Below are 20,879 nucleotides of genomic sequence, written 5' to 3' on the forward strand. Positions count from 1 at the left end.
ACAGCGGCCCTAGTAAACGCTCGCTAGCCAATAGATTTCCTCGTTTTTCAAAAGACCTGCATCATTGGCAAAGTAGAAATAATCGAGACGCTCAACCAATCTGCTGCTTGTACCTTTCACTTGAGTACAAGCAGCAGGAATTTAATTAATTCGTTTCTTGTTTTGTAATAATAACGCGCGTTGGCACCGCAATTTTAATATTGTGCTCTCTAAACAGTTTCGTCAGCCCCAATCGAACATCGCTTGCGATATCCCATTTACGCATAATGTTCACGTCGCTAACAAATCCGCGTACTTTGAATCTAAAACCGTTCTCATCAAAATCGTTCAAGCGGACTACCGGTCGCGGGCTTTTGAGCACATCCGGATTATTTTCCAAAACCTGCAGAATCAGCGATTTAACTTTTACCGGATCGGTATCGAACGGTACCGTAAAATCGATATCATCAAACCCAATGAAATTGCGCGCATAGTTCCAATTATTAATTGGCCTACTTAAAATCATAGAATTAGGAACAATGATGGTGTAGCTATCGCGTCGGCGTAAAATAATTGAGCGTGGTGTAATTTTTCGCACAACGCCTTCGTAATCGGTATCGATCATAATATAATCGCCCACTTGAATTGGACGCTGCACTAAAATAATGAAATACGAAATAAAGTCGCCAATTGGTTCTTTAACAATGTAACCAATCGAACCTATTACCACACCGATTGCTAGAAGAAGCGTTCCAAGCCCGCCCCATTGAAAGCCAAAATAAATCGCTATAACAATTATTAGATAGCGCAAAATACTCGTAACCGTATTTTGCACTCCCAGATCAACGGGCAGTAAATCAAAAATTAATTTGAGTACAAATCTATTAATAAGAAGAGCGAGTATAAAGCCGCCGGCGATAAATGAAAGCACCACGAACAATTTAAGCGGCGTGAAATAGATCAGTTGCCCTGTTGTTTTATCAACGCCAGTATCAAAAAGTTGAAAATTAAGCGCTTGAGAAACATCGTTCCATGAAAATGGAATCATCCAAATGCGCGTCGCAACTACTACTGCAAAACAAAGCGTTACAATAAAAAGCGCAATGACAGAAAGGCCGTACAGCGTTTTTGCATACGCAAAACGTTCGTGGGTCGATTCATCATCCGCTGCAAAATAAGCAGCAGATAAAAAGCGTCTAATATAAAGATTTGCAATCATCACAAGTTTTGCAAGTACAACCGTTCCAATCGCGCCCCATAAAATATAGGAGATCAAATTGCCATAACCACCAACATACGGATCACTGATAATCATGATCCCTACGATCGCCGCAAGCAATAAATAATAATACGTATTTATATATTTAGAGATCCAGGCACCAATAGTTCCTTGGCGAGAAATAAATGTTACTACCTCTTTTCTGCCAATTGCAAAAATCACTAAAATGCGCAAAAAGAGAGAATAGGTTGCCAAAAGAATTGTTGGGAGTTCAGATTTATGGATGGTTGCCGCGATAAACGCTTCACGAAATAAAAGTACAACAATCGAAACATACGAAAAGATATAGGCGACCGACGCAAAGCGCGGCTCAAAAGATTTACCAAAGAGCGGATAGTTTTGCGTGCGATTTAACCCAATAATAAAACGAACTGAACGTGTTGCAACATACAAAAAGAATGGGATAGAAACTAAATAAAAAATCACCTTCAAAAAAAGATCGGTAATAAAATCCTGGGAGAATGCGACAAAAAATATCGACCAGATAAAAAGTGGCAGAAAATGCTTTTCTATGCAAAAAAGAATCATCCCAGAAATGCGTGCTAAATAAAAAACAATTTTATGAATCGGCGTTGCAGCTAAAAGCCACGCGCGAATTATTGCAATCAAACGGCGCAAATAATTATAAAGAAGTACGAGTAAAAATCCGCAGGCAATGAGCATCAGTACTAAAAGTGGGCGCTGCAATAAATCGGTAAATGAGGCCAAAAACGATTTCCAGCCAACTTTACTCATAGCATTTTGTGCCAATTGCTGAACATCTTTGAAAAAAACGTTCAAATCGGGAAAGAAATTAGTTAGCCCGCGCCAAGAAATTGCATATTCGGATCGTTGCCAAATACTTTTGGCTTCCAACTCACCTAATACAAAGTTTAGTTCTTTATTTGTTTCATCAAGCGTTGCAATAAGATTTGATTCAACCTCAATCAATCTGCTCGTATTTTCAATCTGCTCAGCAATTACTTTTTCCGAATCGGCAAGGCGTTCAATAATAGCGGTATAGCGAGTTGGATACCGCTTAAAAACGAGATCTTGCTCATTTTGTACTTCTTGAATAAATGCTTTGAGATTTGCAGCTTCCTTGTTCTGCAGATTCAATAGATTCGTTGTAGCATTTCGCTTATCGCTCAGCAACCCTAATTCCCTCTGCGTTTCAGCGCTTTGTTCTTTAAAGCGCTTAACAAAGGCTCCAATCTCGTCGCTTGATTTGAAGCGGCGCTGAGTTACTTGTTGCCACATTGAAAGAATAGCGGAACCAATTTCTTGACGCTTAAAATTTGCATCTTCAAGATCGATCTGCGCATGCAAATATTCTATTTTCCTATCAAGAAGCTGAATTTGCGCGTTTTTGGAACCGATTTCAGTAATCGCGCTATATCCCTCTGGTGTTTTATTCGTAATACTCCAGGAAGCAATATCTCGTTCACTCACCGCATAACGACGACTCAGCAAATCAAGTTCTCTTTTTAACCGTTCTCGCTCTGCAGTGAGCGATTTAATTTCTTGATACAGCTTATCTTTTGCTTCAAGTGCATCGGTTTTGCTTTTTTCAATTTTTTCCCGAGCAGCAATTACTTCCGTATCGGAAACACGAAATGCGCCTTTTATTTTATTAAGGTTCTCTTTTAATATTTTTAATTTTTCATTTTCCAGAAAAATTTTTGTATTAATGAGAGAAATTTTGCGCACCATCTCAATAACTTTGAGATCTGCTACCTGCTTTTCATAATTTGCAAAACGCTCAGTTAAATCCAGCAGCTCGCCTCGCTGAGCAAAATTAAACTCTTTGAAAAGAGTAACGGTCTTACTGCCGAAATCTTCTTGAGCTCGTTTCTTTTCTTGGTATTCTTTTTGCGCAAGCGCCGCTTTCTTTTTGCGATTATCAAGCTCTACGAGCGCATCGGTTTTCTGCGTAGCAAGTTGAGCAACCGCATCTTCCTGATACACCACTTTTTGATTTGCACTGCGCAGCGCATCAAAATTATAAAATGCACGCGGCTCAATAATTAAAGACTTAAAAGCTGGATCCTTCTTATGCTCTTCCAGCGCTTTAATATGAGATTCTAGATCGGCCGTAATTTCTTTACGTACAAGCTGCATGTTAAAAAGAGCTTGATGAATTTCATTGAGCGATGAAATCTTTTTATTAAAGAAATCGGCATCTCTACCTTGTGCGGTTCGTTGAGCGTTTTTTACCTCTACCAAAGCTCGATCGGTCAGCTCTAGCTGGTTCGCTATTTTTTTTTGCTGCTCTTGATTTGCAGGCTTCCACTTCTTATCTTCTCCCTTTACATGCTCAAGAAGTTGCTCCTGTTCATCGCGGCCTGCACTGAAAAATTTTCCAGCCGGCGAATCCAGTAAGCTAGCATTAATTATTGAAACACTCGTCAACATTATCAACAGAGCTCGAATCGCTCCGTCTCGTCCTTTTTGATTATTCCAAAAGCGCATATTTACTTCCTATGGCTAAAGTTTTAAAAAGATGTTTCTGAGGATGCAGCGCTACACAATCACGCAACCATTCGGTTAATGCTTGATTAGTATGGGGATCAAGCATATGGTCTTGGAGTATGATGGGCCCGTTTATCAACTCCTGAATGCGTTCAGTATGCAACATTTCGTCCTCAGGATACATTCCAACACTGATAAAAAATCTTAATAAAAATATTTTTTTAAACCAAGAATACGTTATATAATCGGCACCATGCAATAAAAATTCCAGCAAGTAAAAAAGGGATTCATTACCCGATTCGTGTGGCATGAAGTAATAACAAAGCTCCAGTACGTGATGCAAAAAATAGATTGTTTCGTGAGACATGCACGCAGGAACTGCAACTAATTCAATATCTTCCAGTTTGTAAAGAGGGCCGTAAGCTGTTCGATAATAACTTATCAAAAAACCTGGCGCCAAATTCTGCAACCCTTTTGGAGCAGTACCATCAAATTTGCCAATTAATCGATCAAAGATAACACACTTGTGCACATTTGGCAGATGCGCCTTAAGGATAATTCCACGGTGCTTTTCCATTTATTTGCCTTACTTGTAATTGCACGCCTCCTAGTTTATCTAAGGCGTTAATTCATGGCTAGCAAAAAATAGTAAAACTTATCAATCGTCAATTATTTTTAGTTGTAATATTATTAAAGATAATCCACATCTTATGGATGATTAAAAAAACAATCAGATTTTTATTAAGAAATATATCATCGCAATTGAGTCGTTTTTAATAGAAGCGCCATAATTCAAAATTTTTCATCATACCATTACTACGCAAAAATGATAAAAAAACTCTTTTATAGAATAAATTTTTTTCAGCGTCATCAATTGTCGCTACTGAGAAAAATTACCAATAAGATTGCGCATCCCTCGATACAATTTCTCATTTCATTCGAAATCACTCGGGACGAGCGCCGGTTTAATAGTTCTTCTTTCAATATATATGCTTCCAGTCATACCCTGAGAAATTATAAACGAAGGGGAAGCGCCTGCTTAATTGCGCTCGTCCCGAGTGAACGCTTTGCGTTTGTATCGAGGGATGCGCAAAAAAGTAACAAACCCGCAGATTAACCACTTTTTATGACACATTCTCGCGTTCCACTATAAAAACAGCCCGCCCAGGACAGTTTTCAAATAGAAACTAATTCGGGAAATGATTGCTTTGTAATTATTATTAATTGTAATATTAAATTGTATTATGCCTATAATTATAAAGTTTTGATAAAAAAGGGAGATTGACATGAAGAAATTTGTCATGTTAATTGTGGCGTTTTTAATAGCGATGCCAATAATGGCAAAAGATATTACGTTAGACGATACCGTAAAGGCGTTCTTTACCGAACAATTACCAGCAAAATTTGGCTCACTCGTAAGAGTTAAACCACTCAACTCGGTGGGCGGCATTGGAGAAGTTGCGCGACCTGCTCAGTTTTTCACTCAAGCTGGCAGCGGCGACATTCGCTATACCGGTCTCAATCCTAACTACAATGAAGTACTTACCTATATAGACAATTTCTTCAGCAAATTAGGATCTGAAGATCATGGTATTTATCTGAAAAAATTTGATTATTCAACGCTTCCAGGATGGTCTGGCTTTGATATCAATAAAGCAAATATTTCAGCAAAATTGCTCGATATCTACAAAAATCCAACCGCGTATGCGCAATACAAAGTGGCTACGTATGAAAGCCCCGCATACAACATTTATGGAAAACTTGGAGGCTTACGAAAAACTGCGGCTGAGCAAGATGCACCGTATATTACTCGTAATGTAGAAGTTTATTATATTCCACATGCAATTAATATTAATTATAAGTAGGAGAAACAATGAAGAAACAATTATTAGCACTTGCGCTTTTTGGCGCAATTATTGGTACAGCGTTAGTTGACGCAGCGCCAGCAAAAACAAACGTAATTATTACACGAAACAAGACGTATTTCTTGAATCGTGCTGATACGTTCTTTAAAGGTCTAAAAGCAGAACATCCAAATACGATCATTATTCATCGCAGCGCGGGAACTGCTCCAGTTCAAAACGTTATAGCTACGTATGAAAACCCAAAATATAACGCTAACACAGCTGCAGCCGGTGCTCAATTACAAACAGTTGAAGTTGGCTTTAAACAAGGAAGATCTGCATTGCCAGGCAGCGATGAACATGAAATATTAGCTCAAATTTCTGATTTCTTTGCGAAACTTAAAAAAGACAACTCAAACTTCGTAAACATACGTAAGTCTGAAGGAACTCAACAACTAGGCACCGAATTTGCATCGTTCAAAAATCTCGCGATTTCGAAAAAAGGCAAAGCGGGAAGCTCTCTAAATATGGTATCTGTTGAGTATGCGCCAAGCGAAAAAGCAAATAACGGTAAGCTCATTGGCTTGATCAAGGCAAAAAGAGCATCTAGACCTACACAAGCATACAAAGGTCCGATAACTGAGCAAGAATTAGAAGAACTTAACAAAGGCGCAACTAAAGAAGCGCTTGATGCAGATGTAACAAAACGAGAAATAATTAATAACCAACGCTCTGGCAACTTTTAATAAGTAGCTTGGTTAACTGAAAAATAAGGGATTCAAATGCAAGCACTCTAGGACGGGAGGTCATAAACGATAGCCCTTCTGTTTGCAAGCAAGTGAATCCCTCTTTCTCTAGGGGAAATGGTATGAAGAAAATAGCTCTCTTACTTCTAGTGCTTACGCCACTTTCAATGCACGCATTATTTAAACCTGTCGGCATACCCGCAGAACAATCTATAGCACAAAAAGTACTCGCAAAAAAAAGAAGCAATTTGATTGCTGCAATAAATAATCTTTTTGCATCAGCGCAAGCTGAATTTCCCGGCCGCTACTCCCTATCATTTAAAAATACGCAGCAAGGAGAGATCCTCGCGCAAATAGCAACGCCTGAAAGTATGCAAATAGGAACTACTGGCAATCAATATAAATTTCAAGAATTAAGCTGGAATGGTGGAGGCCAAATAACAAGAGATGAACTGGCTCGAGCGCAAGTCGCATTTCAAACTATTTGGGGAAAACTTAAAGAGCTCCAAGATGGCGTTCATTTTAAAATAGTTAAACATGAAGATCCTTCTGCAGAAACTATTGGTTGGTTCATATCGCCCTATCAAAAAAATAAATATTATTTGCAATGGAGTAAATAATGAATACAAAAATACTCCAATTGATAACGATAGTTTTAGTTCTTTCTGGACTCAATATTTCTATAAGCGCAATGGTGGAACCCCTCATTACGAGAAATGAAGTACTGAAAGAAATTGAGAACACCGTTTCATCGATTCAAAACGTAAAATTGATCAAAACAAAAGATGAATATAACAAAGCTAAATCGCATTATACGTGGATAGCACAATACGATAAACCGAGCTATAACAACGGTCGACTCAATAAAAATATTAACACCCTTGTGAATAATTCACTGCCTCAAGTAATTGTCTATGGCAATCCATCAAGCGCCGCACTTACTAAAGAAGTTTACGAAAAATTACAAAAAATAAATGGCGTTCAAATGAGCACCGGATCAGTTGTAGATACCCAACCCAAAGACAGCCACTTGGTAGGTAGCGTACTTACTTCTGATGGCAAAACTGCGCGTATCTATTTTGTACCGGTAGCGAAAAAAACCACAGCACCGATTGGTCAAATTCCCGGCATACCGCCGCGAAAATAAAGTTTTAGAGGGGATAAAAAAAGGGGATAGTATGAAGCGCATTGCACTCGTCACTTTATTCGCGGCCGCATCTTTGCTCGCGATAATATCTTATCGTACTAAACTATCTGCAATGGTGGGTGCCGGCGTTCCACTTCAAGCCGCAGATTCTGAAGCTGGCCGTGCCCAAGCAGAAGTATTAGATTACAATTTTAGGTACGGGCACGACTTACGCTTATTGCACCGTGCGTATAGATCTTTGCTGCCAAAATACCCTGGCGTTCTCGGGCTTACAACAAGAGGAAATCCTCCTGCCGGCTCAACGGTTCTAGATAAATATAAAAATCCTGGTTATATAAGTACTGCTGGAAGTTCAGAATATGCGACGATTTATCTTATTAACCAAGAAAGGCCGGTCGGAATACCTGGCCAAGCGCAGGGAAGATGAAGAAAATTATTACTTTATTAATACTTTGTTCAAGCATTTTAGCGTTGAATGCAAAATACGATACCGATTATTTTAACGATTTCGATACTTTTTTTACAAAACTATCGGAGCATTACCCTGTTTCAATTTGTAAAAGAAACATACCGCTTGAGCAAGCAGAAAAAGAAAAGGCAACTCGCGGAGAAAAAATCGCGACCTACCACTGGAATATTTATGGCCATGCACCTCAAGTTGTTTTAGCAACCGTAACCTTAAATTCTGCAGATGAAGAATCTAGAATGAAAGTACTGAAAAAAATTGATGAACATTTCACTGATGAAGCAAAGAACGATTCTCATCTCGTATTGCGCCGCAAAACTGGAACGCCCATTGGTGATCCTATTGCTCACTATCAAAATCCTGAATACGTGTCCGCAAACTTACGTCCAGGAGGACAAGGAAAAATTGTTGAGGTACGTTTAGTTCCTTAAAAAATTAACCTCCATTTATCTAAGTAAAAGAGCACGCTTTTTAAAGCGTGCTCTTTTTTGTTTTGTTTGCATGATTATATTAATTGAGCGGCATCGTATTATAATCCGAGATCTTTAAAGAAGGCGTTGCTGTTCGGTTCTCTGCCGAGGAAATCTTTCAGCAAATCATTAGGATCTTCGCTGCCCCCTTTGCCCAAAACTTTATCAACGTATCGTTTCCCAACTTCCCCATTGAGCAATCCACGTTCTTTTATGTAATTAAATAAATCGAGCGCAAATACTTTAGACCATAAATAACTGTAATAACTTGCTCCGTATCCAGTTAAATGGCCAAACGAAGCAACAAAATGATCATCGGGAGAATATTGCCCATATTTACGCATCTTTTGAAAAAGAGTTTTAGTTAAATTCTCAATATCTGGATGCGCGCCAGAACTAAAAAGTTTCAGCGCAAGATTTGCTATGTAAATTTGGCGCATCATTGCGGTTCCTGATGCAAAATTCTTTTGCTCAACAAGCGTCTTGATAAGTTCATCTGGCAGTGGTGCGCCAGTTTTATAATGCTTGCTTAATTGTTTTAAGATAGCAGGATCCCAAAGCCATTCTTCTAGCATTTGAGAAGGCATTTCTACAAAATCGGTTTTTACGTTGGTGCCAGATGTTGATGGCAATTTAGTTGCGCCTAGAATTGTATGCAACGCGTGCCCAAATTCGTGAAAGAAAGTGCGTACATCATCAAGCTCCAAAAGCGATGGCTCGGTTGCTGTTGCTTTAGGAAAATTAGAAATTACAAGCGCTAGCGCCGTTTGTCGCCGCCCTTCTGAATTAATAAATCCTGGTATAACGGTCATTTGGCAAGCATGGCAATATTTATTAAAACGCGGATGAAGATCCAAAAGTAAATATCCCAAGATAGCCCCAGTTTCTTTTGAAGAAACTTCAACGAGCTTAATTTCAGGATCCCAATAACTGCCTGCGGGCAATTCTTTGAATTCTACTCCCAAAAATGCTCGATAAATATCAAGCAGCCCTTTAATGGTGCTTTCTAACGGAAAATACTCAGCTATTTCTCGTTGATCAATTTTAAAATGTTTTTTTTCATACATCGTTTGCGCATGAGTGCGATCCCATGCATAAAATTTATTGCTTGGGCTCAATTTTACCGATTCAGGCAGATCGGTAATAAGTTGTTTAAATTCTTTATCCTCTTTTGCCTGCGCACGCTTGAGAAGATCATCTAAAAATGCTTGCGCGCGCTCAGGGGTCTGCGCCATTTCGCCATCAATATTGAGAGCTGCGTAATTTGAATAACCAAGAAGCCTTGCAAGTTCATCACGTTTTTCAATTAATTTTTCCAGAACTTTCATATTTTCTGGATAGGCGCGATTAGCAAACTCTCTCCACAATTTTTCTCGCGTAGCTGCTAGAGTAGAATTTTCCATAATAGGAAAATAAATAGGATAAGCGGTTGTCAGTTTATAGTTGTTGTCACCTGTTTTTTCAAGTCCTTCAATAAAGCGATCGTCAAGCCCGGCAAGCTCTTCACGCGTTACTTCGATTGAACGCTCAGAACCATCGATATTTTGGCTGAATGCTAACCCAATCTCGGCAAGCTCTTTATTGAGTTTTTTTACTTGTTCGCGTATTTCTTCCGGTTTATCAATGCCAGAACGCTTATATTCTTTCATCGATTCATCAAGAACATACTGCTGATCTTTGGTGAGATTTTCCTTTTTCGCATTTCCTTCGTAATACGCTTTTACCGCCTTATAAAGTTCCACATTCTGGCTAAGTAAATCTACCGAGAGGTTACTCATTTCTAGTAACTTTTCTCGCGCCGTATCGCGCATTTTATCGTCGCTATAGGTAGATTTTATAACGCTTGCAATACGCGCAGGTATTCCAAAAAAATATCCAGCTTGTTCTGATGCATAAATAGTATTCGCCCACGTCCGTTCGTTATCAGGAATTGCAAGAATTGCTGCAATATCTTTTTTTATCTGCGCCATCGCATTATCCATTAAGTTTCTTAACTCAGATGGAGTTTTGGGAAAAATATTTGGAATATCTTCAACGGTAAAATTCGGATAATCGATAGCGCGCACATCTGGATGCTTTACAAATAGGTATAAGCCACCTGCAGCAATTGCTACTAACATCGCACTTAAAATTATTTTCTTCATTATCTATCCTTTATGATTATAAGATGCCGCACCCTTCGATACAATTTCTCACTACTCTCGAAATCACTCAGGGCGAGCGGATCTTGGGCTCGAAAATCTATCCGAACCGCTCGTGGTGAGTGTTTTGCGAATCCTAAGAGCAAAATGTATCGAACCATGGCGGACACGGTCGCTCTAGCACCGCTTTAAATTTCTTGAATCATCAAAGCCCAAGGTCTTTAAAAAATGCATCGCTGTTTGGCTCACGGCCAAGAAAATCCCGCAATAATTCATTTGGATCTTCGCTGCCGCCTTTGCCGATCACGCATTGAACGTACCGTTTTCCAACTTCAGGATTTAAAAGTCCGCGTTCTTTAATATGATCAAACATATCGAGCGCAAAAACTTTAGACCACATATAACCATAATAGCGCGCACCGTAACCAGTTAAATGCCCAAATGCACTGCAAAAGTTATCCTCGCTATCAAACTCAATATTTTTTCGTATTGATTCTGAAAGCGATTTCATTAATCCCTTAATATTTATGTTCGCGCCCGCTTTATAAAAATGGAGCGAAATATTAGCAAGATAGATTTGCCGCTGAACATGATGGCCGCTCGCAAAATTTTTCTGTGCAATAAGCGTATCAATGAGTTCATCGGGGAGAGACTCACCCGTTTGATAATGTTTGCTCAGTTGTTTTAAAATATCTTTATCCCAAAGCCATTCTTCAAGCATTTGAGATGGTAGCTCAACAAAATCTCGTTTCACATTGGTGCCCGCAGTTGAAGCAAAGTTAGTTGATCCAACTATTTCGTGAATAGCGTGGCCAAACTCATGGAAGAAGGTTTGAACATCTCCATGATCCAATAACGAAGGCTGATCTTTAGATGGCTTAGGAAAATTTGCGAGAACAACAGCAAGCGCAGGTTGCTGACCATCATTTTTTTTGAGTGCTGGAACAATCGTTATTTCGCAAGCATGAGAATACTTATTGGCTCGTGGATACAAATCTAAAACTAAGTACCCAAGTATTCCGCCGTTTTCTCTTGAAGATACTTGGATAAGCTGTACATCTTTACTCCAAAATCCTTCAGCAGGCAATTCTTTGAATTCTACGCCCAGGAACGCGCGATAAATATCGAGCAATCCCTTGAGTGTTTCGGCCATTGGAAAATAGTTGGCAATTTCTCGCTTATCAAGCTTGAAATGTTTTTTCTCAAACGTTGCGAGGCAATGTGCACGATCCCATGGGTAAAATTTCTGGTTACTACTTAGCGTAACTGACGAGGGCAAATCTGAACACAGCAATTGAAATTCTGCGTGTTCTTTTTGATGCGCACGCTGCACCACATCGTTCAAGAAACGCTCAACGCGTTCCGGCGTTTGCGCCATTTCATTATCAATATTGTACGCTGCATAATTTTCATAGCCAAGCAGATTGGCAAGTTCATGCCGTTTGCGCATTATTGTTTCAAGTACACCGTTATTTTTAGGATGCGCACGGTTTACAAATTCACGCCACATTTTTTTTCTTGTTAATGCAACGGTGCAATGATCCATGACAGGAAAATAGATTGGATAATCGACAGTGAGTTTATAATTACCCTGCTCAGTTTTCTCAAGCCCCTCAATAAACCTCTCATCCAATCCCGCAAGTTCTTCGCGCGAAACTTCAATAAAGCGATTATCTTCATTTATATATTTATCAAACTCAAGTTCAAGAGCTGTAAGTTCTTTATTAAGCGTCTTTATCTGATTGCGAATAGCTTCAGATTTATCAAGCCCTGTTCGCTTAAAACTTTTCATTAATTCGTCAAGAAGATAGCGCTCTTCTTTTGTCAGATTTTCAGATTTGGCAGCACCATCATAATATGCTTTGCAGGCGCGATAGAGATCCACATTCTGTTCAAATAAATCCAAAGAAATGTTTGCCATTTCAAGAAGTTGTTTTTGCGACGCTTCACGCATTGCCGCATCGGCGTAGGTCGACTTAACCACATACATGATATTCATTGGTATTGAAAAATGATAGCGAGATGCGCGATCAAGCGCTTTGATTGTATTTTCGAAGCTGCGTTCATTTTCGGGAATTGCCAAAATTGATGCAATTGCTTCGCGCGCATTTTGTATTGCCTGAGCTGCCATCTCATCCAAAGCAACAACTGTTTGCGGAAAAATAGACGGGATATCGTCTGCACTAAAACTCGTATAATCAACGGTTTTAGAAAATACACGCTTAGCATAAACAGCGGTTCCAATAATTGCCGCAATACCAACGGCACTCAAAACTATTTTATTCATAAGCTCTCGCATGTTAAATTAAATCTATAGCAACGATGAATCAGCCTAAAAAAATAATCTATAAATAACAAGAAAGGCTGCTATGAAAAGGTTATACCTTTTAATCGTTTTGATAACTATACAATCGCATTTAATATATGGGATGGGGAGCAATTCCACTAATCAAAATTCTGAATCGGCAGATCAGATTCTCGCTAGATTTGCGCGCCTAAACAATGACGAAAAAAAAGCGATAGCTGCCCAACTAAACAAACTCCCAACCGTACCAGAAATACAAAAAACAGCCCCAGCATTAATAGCGGAAGCTGAAGAACGAGTAAAAAACAAGAAATCTATAAAGAAGGGATGAGTAATTTATTTTACTTCTGAAAGTTTAGCTTTTAATTGAATGTACTCTTCGCGCAATTCAATAGCTTTTTCAAAATCGAATTCTTCAGCAGCTGCTTGCATAAGCGTTTCAAGCTCAACAACGCGCGTTAATAATTCTTTTTCATTCATTTGTGCAGCGTCTTTTTTCTTTTTGCCTTTAGAGGCTGCCGCGATTGCTGCTTGAATATTGGTGATACTTTTTACCACATCACGCTTAACCGTTTTTGGCGTAATATTATGTTCTTTATTATATGCTTCTTGCAAAGTGCGGCGACGTTTTGCTTCATCAAGCGCTCTTTTCATAGATTCGGTAATTTTATCTGCATAAAGAACTACTTTTGATTCAGTATTTCGCGCAGCGCGGCCCATTATTTGAATCAATGAACGTTTATCGCGCAAGAAACTTTCAATATCGGCATCCATAATCGCGACAAGCGCAACCTCAGGCAAATCGATACCTTCGCGCAAGAGATTCACGCCAACTAAACAATCAAAAATCCCTAAACGAAGTTTTTGCAGGAGCTCGCTTCGCTGAGGCGTTTTAAGTTCGCTGTGTAGATAACAAACTTTTATTTGTTGTTCTTCTAGATAGGTGGCCAGCTGCTCTGCCAATTTCTTGGTCATCACCATAACAAGTGAACGAAAGCCATTTTCTTTGGTTTTTTTAATGTTCTCAATTAAATGCTTCATCTGATCTTGGCGTGGATGAATTTCAACTACCGGATCAAGTAAACCGGTCGGGCGAATAAGTTGTTCAACTATCGCACTCGAATGCGATAGTTCATAATCACCGGGCGTAGCGGAAACAAAAATCGCATCGTTAAAATAGCCCTCAATTTCTTCAAATTTTAGTGGGCGGTTATCAGATGCTGATGGTAAACGGAATCCAAAATCGATAAGCGCTTGTTTTCTTGATTTGTCGCCAGCATACATGCCGCGCAATTGCGGAATAGCCACATGCGACTCATCAACAATCAGTAAAAAATCTTTTGGAAAGAAATCTAAGAGGCAGTAGGGCTTTTCACCACGAACACGCCCATCAAAATGGCTCGAATAGTTTTCAATGCCGGAGCAATAGCCAAGTTCTTCAATCATTTCAATATCATGAGAAACGCGTTGCTTTATTCGCTCTTGATATACCGGATTTTTGATTTTTGGCGCCCATTCATCAAGCTCTGCTTGAATACTGAGAACCGCTGCATCTTTTTTCTCTTGAGTCGTGACGAAGTGCTTCGCGGGGAAAATAATAGTATTATCCAGTTTCATAAGCACATTATTATTATGCTTATCAACCCACACCATCGATTCAATGGTATCGCCCCAAAGTTCAATACGTAATTTTTCTTTTTGATAAGGCAGATTAACTTCGATCGTATCGCCATAAACTTGGAAAGTGCCTGAGCTTTTATCCATCTCATTGCGTCGGTATTGAATAAACAGCAACTGATGAATAAGATCTTGGCGTTTCATCGTTTGGCCAACTTTAATGGCAAATCCTAAATTACGATAATCTGAAGGATTACCAAGAGAATAAATACATGAAACGGACGCAATAACGATCGTATCGTTACGGTTCACAAGCGAAGCTGCCGCCTCTACGCGCAAACGTTCGATTTCACTGTTTACCTTCGTCTCTTTGGCAATATAAATATCTTGCGCAGGCAAATACGATTCTGGTTGATAATAATCGTAATAGCTGACAAAATAACAAACTTTATTTTCTGGGAAAAAGACCGAAAACTCCTCATAAAGCTGTGCCGCCAACGTTTTATTTGGCGCAAGCACGAGCACCGGCTTATTCTGGTTTGCAATAACGTTTGCAATAGTAAACGTTTTACCCGAGCCGGTCACCCCAATAAGGGTCGAACGAGCGGGAACGTCACTTTTTTCGCCTTGGCGGGCTGCGATCAACTTCTTAATCGCCTCCGGCTGGCTACCAGCGGGCTTGAATGGTGAGTGTAGTTTAAATGGGCTCTTCATGCTTATAGAATAGCATAATTAGCGACTTTTGAAAATCGCATGGCAAGCACGAATTATTATAAAAAATGGCAACTATTAGCTTTGTGACGGCGAAGCACTCATTTCGAGTACAAAGTTTTTTAGTGCCTCCTTCATATCCTCATCCGCATAGTTTTCTGCCTGTTCTTTTACTGCTTTTACAGCAATTTGAAGATCATCCTGGATTTGCTTAATTTTTTCAGCATTTGCGTCAAAATGCCACATTTTATCTAACTGATTTTTACCGTAAGAACATCCAGCATAAGAAATCGTTCCGAAACTGCCTATCAACCCCATTAATATAGAGAATCCGCGAAGACCATCGATCGCACTGAGATTAGTAACCATTGTAATTCCCACAAAGGTTGCGGGGATTCCGGAGATAATCCCAACCGTTGATGCACTTGCACCCTTACACAAATAACCCAATCTAGTTTTTTCCTGGGTCTCCTGTGCCTTTTTTTTCATTGCGCGAAAATCATGCATTATTTTGTACAATTTTTCGTTATCTATTTTTGATTGCTCATTTAAATGATAATGCTCATGAAGATCATTTTTTATTTTTTCTCTATCATAATTTGAAATTGCATCTTTTATTTGCTCAACTGGCGCACGAGAAAATAAATCCATTTTCGCCGCAACTGGCTGTATTAAAAACGACCCAATCAACAATATTTTGATGCTTATATTTTTATGCATAGTAAAATCCCTAAATAATATTTATTTTTACTTCGAACTCATTTCTTCTACAAAGCTTTTTAATACTTTTTTTGTATCATCATCGGCAAAACTCTGAGTCCGATCATGAATAATCTTTGCAATTTTTTGGATATCTTGTTCAATCGCAGCAAGTTTAGTGCGATTTTCTTCATAATTCCATGCTTTACCCAATTGGCCGGTTGTGTATGCATAGTAAAGGGCCGGCACGCAAGCCGTTGCGGGTAGAGCTATAACAGCGGCAGCTACTTCTTGCTCATTCTTGAATTGCACTCTTTCCCACATTCTATAGGTATGTTGTGCAAAAAAAAGAGATACTGCTGCCAGAGTCATGCCAATCGCCGCAGACGCACCCCCCTTTAGAGCGTATTCCATTCGGGTTTTTTCTTTTGTTTCTTTTATTGCATTTTTTAATGCCTGAAAATCGTGAATTATTTCATAGAGTCTTGATGTATCAATAGTTTTGTGTTCACACTTTTTTAACAACGCAGTGTCCACATCAAAACTCATAGCATTATTAACAAAATGGAATTGATAGGAATTCTTAAGAACATCTCTAAATTTTTCACTATTATAATCGGACACACTATTTTTTAATCCATCTAATGGCGTATTAGAAAAGAAAGGATTGGCACCAATTGATTGAGCGCACAGTGCATTGAAGAAAAATAATTTGAGAAGTAATTTTTTTGTCATGTAAATCCTCTTAATAGGATAGAAAATATTGTCCCGCCTAGTGAATTAAAAATATGCACTAAATCCAAGAATTAGAGAACTATTTTATACGATTTGCTTTTGACATCATAATAAAAAAGGGAAGCTCGCGGCTTCCCTTAAATTTTCTTGAATAAACGCCACTATCTATGATCAGTTTTTTCTAAATCTTCATTTACAAACCGGATAAGTACTTTATCCATTTGCTCAAGAGCATTGCAATGGGATTTTTTAAACCAATAGCGATTAAATGCTGAGCATTCTCTCTGCTCATTCATTAAATAATCACTCGCTTTGCTCAGATCAGCGCCATCTTCAAGTTTTCGTTCAAATGCATAAACATCATCTTCTTGAATAGCATTATACAATTGATGATTAAGCGCCGCATTGCGCATCGCAATTGTTAGCCTTTTACCACGCGCATCGTCAGTTTCAGCTTTAACTGCTGGCGCATATTTTGCGAGCCCTGCAATAAATGGATTGCGTTGTTTAATATATTCACTCATTTTAGAAAAACTCAGCTGGTTATTTTTATTTGCTGCAGCTTTAAATCCTGCAAATGGATTCATAACCGCTTTTTTAAATGACGCAATAAATGTTGGCGTAAACTTTTTCCATAGTGATTCTTGCGATTGCTCCGCCATCAGCGGCATTGCAATGAACAATGAAAGCATAATTAATTTCTTATTCATAAAAATTCCTTTTAAAACTTTTTTGTTTGCAGCATGGCTCCTAACTACCATCATAGGTAGAAATTAATCCAGACTATTGAGTCCACGAAGCATTTCGTAATTATGCTCAGCACCAATTTTACGCTTCTCATAATATTTTCGATGAGTAAAATAATTACCGCTCCACCATAATCCATACAGGCCTCCAGCGGCTGCTCCAAGCGAAATAATTTTAGCTTCAGGTGATGGATGAGGACTATTTAGAACAGCACACGAAATCAAACCAGTAGCAGCACTTCCAATCGCAGCAGCTGCGTAACGACGATTCCACTTACTCAACCCCTCAGATCCTTCTTTCGCTTCAGCTCGATATTCTTCCTTAGCATCTTCTTTCTGGAGCTCTGCTGTGTGTTCTAAATCTTTATAAATAAGATCTTTTTCAATTTTTTCTTTGATACCAATATTTTTAGTTTTGGCAAAATGAACAAGTGCCGGATATTTTTTATTGTATAAATCCTCTTGCATAGCTCGCGCGTTATTACCTCTCTCAATAAGTTGCATCATGTAGTGCTTAACATCCGCCGTATATTGATCTGTATGAAGGATGTGCGTTGATTTGTTTTCTTGCTCAATTTTCACTGTATTTGAACCACCAAAAAACCAATTAAATAGGACCGACCATCCATTGTGTTTGATCGACTGTGTAACTTCTTCTTTCATATAATTCTGGATCACTGGCTTGCTATGTACTTCATTGGGAGCCGCCAAATCATAAGCAATATTATATGCGGTCTTTTGAGAATCACATTCGATAATTGAATCAATAATTTTCTTCTTGTCTTCGCTCAGAGAATTATACTTTTGAGTTCCCCTATAATCTGAATACTCAGAATTGGGTGCCGGAAAGACAATTACTATTTTTTGTTCGTAATCTTTACCGGCATTTGGGGTCTCCATCGCATCGATAGTTATTATTTTAAATAAGACAGAAAAAATCAAAAACAAACGAATATTCATTGTATAACCTTTGTTAATTACTCTATTGATCAAACCATTCTACATTAAGATATCATCTTAATCAAAAGCTCTCGCTCAAGATAATTTCAATTAGTCTAACTTTTCAGCAGAAATCATTGATGCCGCTACACCACTAGTATGGAGTGCTTGATCAGTTGGCAGCGTTAATTTTTCGGTGTACTTAGTATGTTGCAAAACCTCATTGTTTAATTCCTGCGCAGCTTTTTGAGCTGCTTGATAGCATGGCTTCCAGCGCAATACCGGTAATAAATTTCTTCCCATTGCACTGCCAACGCCACCAATCGTCGCTAGCACAAGTAACGTTTCAGTTCCTGGAAAGAGCCCATTAAATCCTGCCATCGTACTGCAAACAGCTATTCCACCAAGAAACACTGATGTTTTCAATGCTCCTCTTAAAAAATCATAAGGATACGAAATAGAAGGACGCGACACTAAAAGTGCTGAATGTGCGAAACTATTGAGGTCGTTTTTAATTTTTTTGAACTGCACCTGATCAATTTTCTTATCAGGGGTTATTATGCCTAACGTATCAATATTTATTTTGTTACCATCAAACGCATAATTTTTATGCAAAACGTTTTCAAATTTTTGATCGTTTCCCGCAATAATATGCCATTGCCCTTTGTAACGAGGTGCTTGCGTTGTGACGTTAGTTTTAAAACTACGCGCAAATTGCATAGCGGTACAAAATTGACCTGTACCAACAAACGCAGCAAGGAGCGCCATTATTATTTTTTTATTCATAATAACCATCCATTAAATTTGTTTCATTAGAATTCATTCAGTAACTCGGCAACTTTATCAGGCACAGCAAGAGAATAGTTTGCATTAATACCATGCACGCATGATTTTAAATTTCTTCCCGCCACATTCATTTGGGTAATAAAATATCCTAGATTTTTCCGTTGCTTTTCTAAGCGGGAAAAATGCTGCTTAATGGAATGTTGATCACGGCTATAAAGAAGCCATCCATAATCCATCAATGCAAATCCGGTTAATAAACACACCGTACCAATACCCAAACTTGAAATTTGTCTATTTAGAAAAAAAGATTGGGCTGATTCAAAAAAGCCCTTGAATTGAAATGCGCTAAGCCCTAAACATCCGATTGCTAAGTAACTCTTGGAACCCAGAAGTTTTGGTTTTAAGAGTTCTATTTTAATATCTGCATGCTTTTCTTGAGCGTACCGTTTTAGGGTAAGAAAATCTTGTGCATATTTCGCTACCTTATCATCATTAAGAGAATCTTTTATGCCATCACATTTAATGAAATTTTCATAAGGAAATTCCCAATGGCTGGAATTATATATTCCGTAATCTGCTAATGATTCATTAAACGTATCTATATCGTACGAATCAATGGCATTTTTAATGGAATTCAAATCGGCAGATAATGCCTGAAGTGCAAAATTTATTAAAGCAAAAAAAATCATGAGTTTTTTCATGATAACCTCCATTCATTTTTACTCTAGCAGAACATTAATTATTGTCAATCTGAAAATACCAACACGGGACATATTTTATATCGTCCAGCTTCGATTTCTTATGCGTTCGGTACTATTTTTCCGTTTGTTTGGCGGATTTAATAATATCGGGGCATCCCATTTTGTAAAAAGTCGGTACATCAGCGCGGCCAGCTTTTAAGCAAGCGAATACTTTCCCTAATCCCCACAATGTCCCTTCCAGGTTCGGATTAATCGGCAATGCCTCAGGCCCATAGGAATTTTTAATAATTGTATGAGCATCAGCCACCATCTCAAGCACATCGATATCCGGATCATTTGATGTCGGCTTAACTGGGTTGGCATATATCGAGGCTTGTACAAAAAAAGTAATTAACAGCGCTTTTCTTATCATTTTCGTCCTTCATTTTTATTTAAAGAAATCTTATAAAGAAGCTATTGCGCGAACATGCAAAATAAAATTCAAATATTCATCATCGCGTGTAGTTTGCGCTTTGAGTTCTTCTTGATCTAGCCATTGATTGAGAGAGATAGCTTTTAATTTCCGAGATACAGCGCTTTTATCAGCACCATGATGCAAAAGGCCTTTTACCGCGCTTAAAAACCGGCCATCGAGCGCCCAATAAAGTGGCGTTGAATAATCTTCAGTTCGATTAACATGGCCGCCAAACTCTATCAGTAGATCTACCATTTCTTCAGAGCGCACATAGTTCATTGGATCGCCACTACGAGAAACGGCACTTACGCCAAATTCTAAAAGCAAGCGGGCGCTCTCTAATTGATCTATCATGATCGCATGCCGCAAAGCTCGCTTTAACACTCCCATATGAATTGGATTATTCTTATCAATAATTTTTTGAAGTATGATTTTGAGTAATTCTGGGCACTGCACAAACGTGAGTACCGGAAAATCGCGGCTTGTATCGTATGGTTTTTCAAACTCATGCTGTAAATGTTTTTTTAACTGTTCGCACGGAACAGTTCGCCAATAATCGATCTGAGATGCAAACGCAGAAATGCTCACCAAGCTTAAAATAATAATTTTCTTCATACTCAACTCCTTCTAAATCTTCTTTTTGCGGGACGCGTGCAATCATAA

At 38.6% G+C, this 20,879-nt stretch carries 20 protein-coding genes; 7 read left to right on the forward strand and 13 right to left on the reverse strand.

The genetic code is table 11. The features are described 5' to 3' along the window. Positions 1-145 precede the first annotated feature (145 nt). Both HYX58_04695 and HYX58_04700 read right to left on the reverse strand, forming a co-directional pair. Positions 146-3,709: a mechanosensitive ion channel gene (locus tag HYX58_04695; GenBank protein MBI2775276.1), complete on the reverse strand. Its 3,564-nt coding sequence runs from the start codon at positions 3,707-3,709 to the stop codon at positions 146-148. After that, a complete protein-coding gene (locus HYX58_04700; protein ID MBI2775277.1) occupies positions 3,693-4,286 on the reverse strand; it encodes a hypothetical protein in 594 nt (197 codons plus the stop codon). The genes HYX58_04695 and HYX58_04700 overlap by 17 nt, the downstream gene beginning before the upstream one ends. 709 nt (positions 4,287-4,995) lie before the next feature. On the opposite strand from HYX58_04700, the gene HYX58_04705 reads away from it, so the two are divergent. The 6 genes from HYX58_04705 to HYX58_04730 all read left to right on the forward strand — a co-directional run bounded on the left by HYX58_04705 (position 4,996) and on the right by HYX58_04730 (position 8,343). Beyond that, positions 4,996-5,574 carry a hypothetical protein gene (locus HYX58_04705; GenBank protein MBI2775278.1) on the forward strand — a complete coding sequence of 193 codons (579 nt, stop codon included), beginning with the start codon at positions 4,996-4,998 and terminating at the stop codon, positions 5,572-5,574. 8 nt (positions 5,575-5,582) lie between these two features. Further along, positions 5,583-6,299 (forward strand): hypothetical protein, encoded by a 717-nt coding sequence (locus HYX58_04710; GenBank protein MBI2775279.1) that lies wholly within the window; start codon positions 5,583-5,585, stop codon positions 6,297-6,299. Between the two features lie 122 nt (positions 6,300-6,421). Then, positions 6,422-6,919 (forward strand): hypothetical protein, encoded by a 498-nt coding sequence (locus HYX58_04715; protein ID MBI2775280.1) that lies wholly within the window; start codon positions 6,422-6,424, stop codon positions 6,917-6,919. Beyond that, positions 6,919-7,446: a hypothetical protein gene (locus HYX58_04720; protein MBI2775281.1), complete on the forward strand. Its 528-nt coding sequence runs from the start codon at positions 6,919-6,921 to the stop codon at positions 7,444-7,446. Before HYX58_04715 ends, HYX58_04720 begins: the two co-directional genes overlap by 1 nt. Positions 7,447-7,477: 31 nt before the next feature. Then, a complete protein-coding gene (locus HYX58_04725; protein ID MBI2775282.1) occupies positions 7,478-7,873 on the forward strand; it encodes a hypothetical protein in 396 nt (131 codons plus the stop codon). Beyond that, positions 7,870-8,343 carry a hypothetical protein gene (locus HYX58_04730; protein MBI2775283.1) on the forward strand — a complete coding sequence of 158 codons (474 nt, stop codon included), beginning with the start codon at positions 7,870-7,872 and terminating at the stop codon, positions 8,341-8,343. Before HYX58_04725 ends, HYX58_04730 begins: the two co-directional genes overlap by 4 nt. Positions 8,344-8,441: 98 nt before the next feature. On the opposite strand, the gene HYX58_04735 is transcribed toward HYX58_04730, so the two are convergent. After that, on the reverse strand, positions 8,442-10,526 hold the full coding sequence (locus HYX58_04735; GenBank protein ID MBI2775284.1) for a Zn-dependent oligopeptidase: 2,085 nt from the start codon (positions 10,524-10,526) through the stop codon (positions 8,442-8,444). A gap of 202 nt (positions 10,527-10,728) precedes the next feature. Beyond that, the gene (locus HYX58_04740) at positions 10,729-12,810 is read right to left on the reverse strand and encodes a Zn-dependent oligopeptidase (protein ID MBI2775285.1); all 2,082 of its coding nucleotides are present in this window, start codon (positions 12,808-12,810) and stop codon (positions 10,729-10,731) included. A gap of 82 nt (positions 12,811-12,892) precedes the next feature. Between HYX58_04740 and HYX58_04745 the strand changes: the two genes are divergently transcribed. Next, the gene (locus HYX58_04745; GenBank protein MBI2775286.1) at positions 12,893-13,159 is read left to right on the forward strand and encodes a hypothetical protein; all 267 of its coding nucleotides are present in this window, start codon (positions 12,893-12,895) and stop codon (positions 13,157-13,159) included. Positions 13,160-13,164: 5 nt separating this feature from the next. Here HYX58_04745 and uvrB read toward each other — a convergent pair whose 3' ends face one another. The 9 genes from uvrB to HYX58_04790 all read right to left on the reverse strand — a co-directional run bounded on the left by uvrB (position 13,165) and on the right by HYX58_04790 (position 20,831). Further along, positions 13,165-15,159, reverse strand: a complete 1,995-nt coding sequence (gene uvrB / locus HYX58_04750) for an excinuclease ABC subunit UvrB (protein ID MBI2775287.1) — start codon at positions 15,157-15,159, stop codon at positions 13,165-13,167. 75 nt (positions 15,160-15,234) lie between these two features. Then, positions 15,235-15,876 (reverse strand): ammonium transporter, encoded by a 642-nt coding sequence (locus HYX58_04755; protein MBI2775288.1) that lies wholly within the window; start codon positions 15,874-15,876, stop codon positions 15,235-15,237. A 27-nt stretch (positions 15,877-15,903) separates the two neighbouring features. Further along, positions 15,904-16,590, reverse strand: a complete 687-nt coding sequence (locus tag HYX58_04760; GenBank protein ID MBI2775289.1) for a hypothetical protein — start codon at positions 16,588-16,590, stop codon at positions 15,904-15,906. A 161-nt stretch (positions 16,591-16,751) separates the two neighbouring features. Then, positions 16,752-17,300 (reverse strand): hypothetical protein, encoded by a 549-nt coding sequence (locus HYX58_04765; GenBank protein ID MBI2775290.1) that lies wholly within the window; start codon positions 17,298-17,300, stop codon positions 16,752-16,754. A gap of 63 nt (positions 17,301-17,363) precedes the next feature. After that, positions 17,364-18,296 (reverse strand): hypothetical protein, encoded by a 933-nt coding sequence (locus tag HYX58_04770; protein MBI2775291.1) that lies wholly within the window; start codon positions 18,294-18,296, stop codon positions 17,364-17,366. A gap of 90 nt (positions 18,297-18,386) precedes the next feature. Then, positions 18,387-19,061 carry a hypothetical protein gene (locus tag HYX58_04775; protein MBI2775292.1) on the reverse strand — a complete coding sequence of 225 codons (675 nt, stop codon included), beginning with the start codon at positions 19,059-19,061 and terminating at the stop codon, positions 18,387-18,389. Positions 19,062-19,087: 26 nt separating this feature from the next. Next, complete coding sequence (locus HYX58_04780; protein MBI2775293.1) at positions 19,088-19,762, reverse strand: hypothetical protein; 675 nt, start codon at positions 19,760-19,762, stop codon at positions 19,088-19,090. A 112-nt stretch (positions 19,763-19,874) separates the two neighbouring features. Then, positions 19,875-20,174 carry a hypothetical protein gene (locus HYX58_04785; protein ID MBI2775294.1) on the reverse strand — a complete coding sequence of 100 codons (300 nt, stop codon included), beginning with the start codon at positions 20,172-20,174 and terminating at the stop codon, positions 19,875-19,877. A 30-nt stretch (positions 20,175-20,204) separates the two neighbouring features. After that, on the reverse strand, positions 20,205-20,831 hold the full coding sequence (locus HYX58_04790) for an ankyrin repeat domain-containing protein (protein MBI2775295.1): 627 nt from the start codon (positions 20,829-20,831) through the stop codon (positions 20,205-20,207). Positions 20,832-20,879 lie beyond the last annotated feature (48 nt).

It is taken from the genome of Candidatus Dependentiae bacterium, from assembly GCA_016191325.1.
Taxonomy (GTDB): domain Bacteria; phylum Babelota; class Babeliae; order Babelales; family JACPOV01; genus JACPOV01.

Coding starts and splice junctions, on each gene's coding strand:
- HYX58_04695 (MBI2775276.1), bottom strand. CDS start 3,709: ATGCGCTTTTGGAATAATCAAAAAGGACGAGACGGAGCGATTCGAGCT.
- HYX58_04700 (MBI2775277.1), bottom strand. CDS start 4,286: ATGGAAAAGCACCGTGGAATTATCCTTAAGGCGCATCTGCCAAATGTG.
- HYX58_04705 (MBI2775278.1), top strand. CDS start 4,996: ATGAAGAAATTTGTCATGTTAATTGTGGCGTTTTTAATAGCGATGCCA.
- HYX58_04710 (MBI2775279.1), top strand. CDS start 5,583: ATGAAGAAACAATTATTAGCACTTGCGCTTTTTGGCGCAATTATTGGT.
- HYX58_04715 (MBI2775280.1), top strand. CDS start 6,422: ATGAAGAAAATAGCTCTCTTACTTCTAGTGCTTACGCCACTTTCAATG.
- HYX58_04720 (MBI2775281.1), top strand. CDS start 6,919: ATGAATACAAAAATACTCCAATTGATAACGATAGTTTTAGTTCTTTCT.
- HYX58_04725 (MBI2775282.1), top strand. CDS start 7,478: ATGAAGCGCATTGCACTCGTCACTTTATTCGCGGCCGCATCTTTGCTC.
- HYX58_04730 (MBI2775283.1), top strand. CDS start 7,870: ATGAAGAAAATTATTACTTTATTAATACTTTGTTCAAGCATTTTAGCG.
- HYX58_04735 (MBI2775284.1), bottom strand. CDS start 10,526: ATGAAGAAAATAATTTTAAGTGCGATGTTAGTAGCAATTGCTGCAGGT.
- HYX58_04740 (MBI2775285.1), bottom strand. CDS start 12,810: ATGAATAAAATAGTTTTGAGTGCCGTTGGTATTGCGGCAATTATTGGA.
- HYX58_04745 (MBI2775286.1), top strand. CDS start 12,893: ATGAAAAGGTTATACCTTTTAATCGTTTTGATAACTATACAATCGCAT.
- uvrB (MBI2775287.1), bottom strand. CDS start 15,159: ATGAAGAGCCCATTTAAACTACACTCACCATTCAAGCCCGCTGGTAGC.
- HYX58_04755 (MBI2775288.1), bottom strand. CDS start 15,876: ATGCATAAAAATATAAGCATCAAAATATTGTTGATTGGGTCGTTTTTA.
- HYX58_04760 (MBI2775289.1), bottom strand. CDS start 16,590: ATGACAAAAAAATTACTTCTCAAATTATTTTTCTTCAATGCACTGTGC.
- HYX58_04765 (MBI2775290.1), bottom strand. CDS start 17,300: ATGAATAAGAAATTAATTATGCTTTCATTGTTCATTGCAATGCCGCTG.
- HYX58_04770 (MBI2775291.1), bottom strand. CDS start 18,296: ATGAATATTCGTTTGTTTTTGATTTTTTCTGTCTTATTTAAAATAATA.
- HYX58_04775 (MBI2775292.1), bottom strand. CDS start 19,061: ATGAATAAAAAAATAATAATGGCGCTCCTTGCTGCGTTTGTTGGTACA.
- HYX58_04780 (MBI2775293.1), bottom strand. CDS start 19,762: ATGAAAAAACTCATGATTTTTTTTGCTTTAATAAATTTTGCACTTCAG.
- HYX58_04785 (MBI2775294.1), bottom strand. CDS start 20,174: ATGATAAGAAAAGCGCTGTTAATTACTTTTTTTGTACAAGCCTCGATA.
- HYX58_04790 (MBI2775295.1), bottom strand. CDS start 20,831: ATGAAGAAAATTATTATTTTAAGCTTGGTGAGCATTTCTGCGTTTGCA.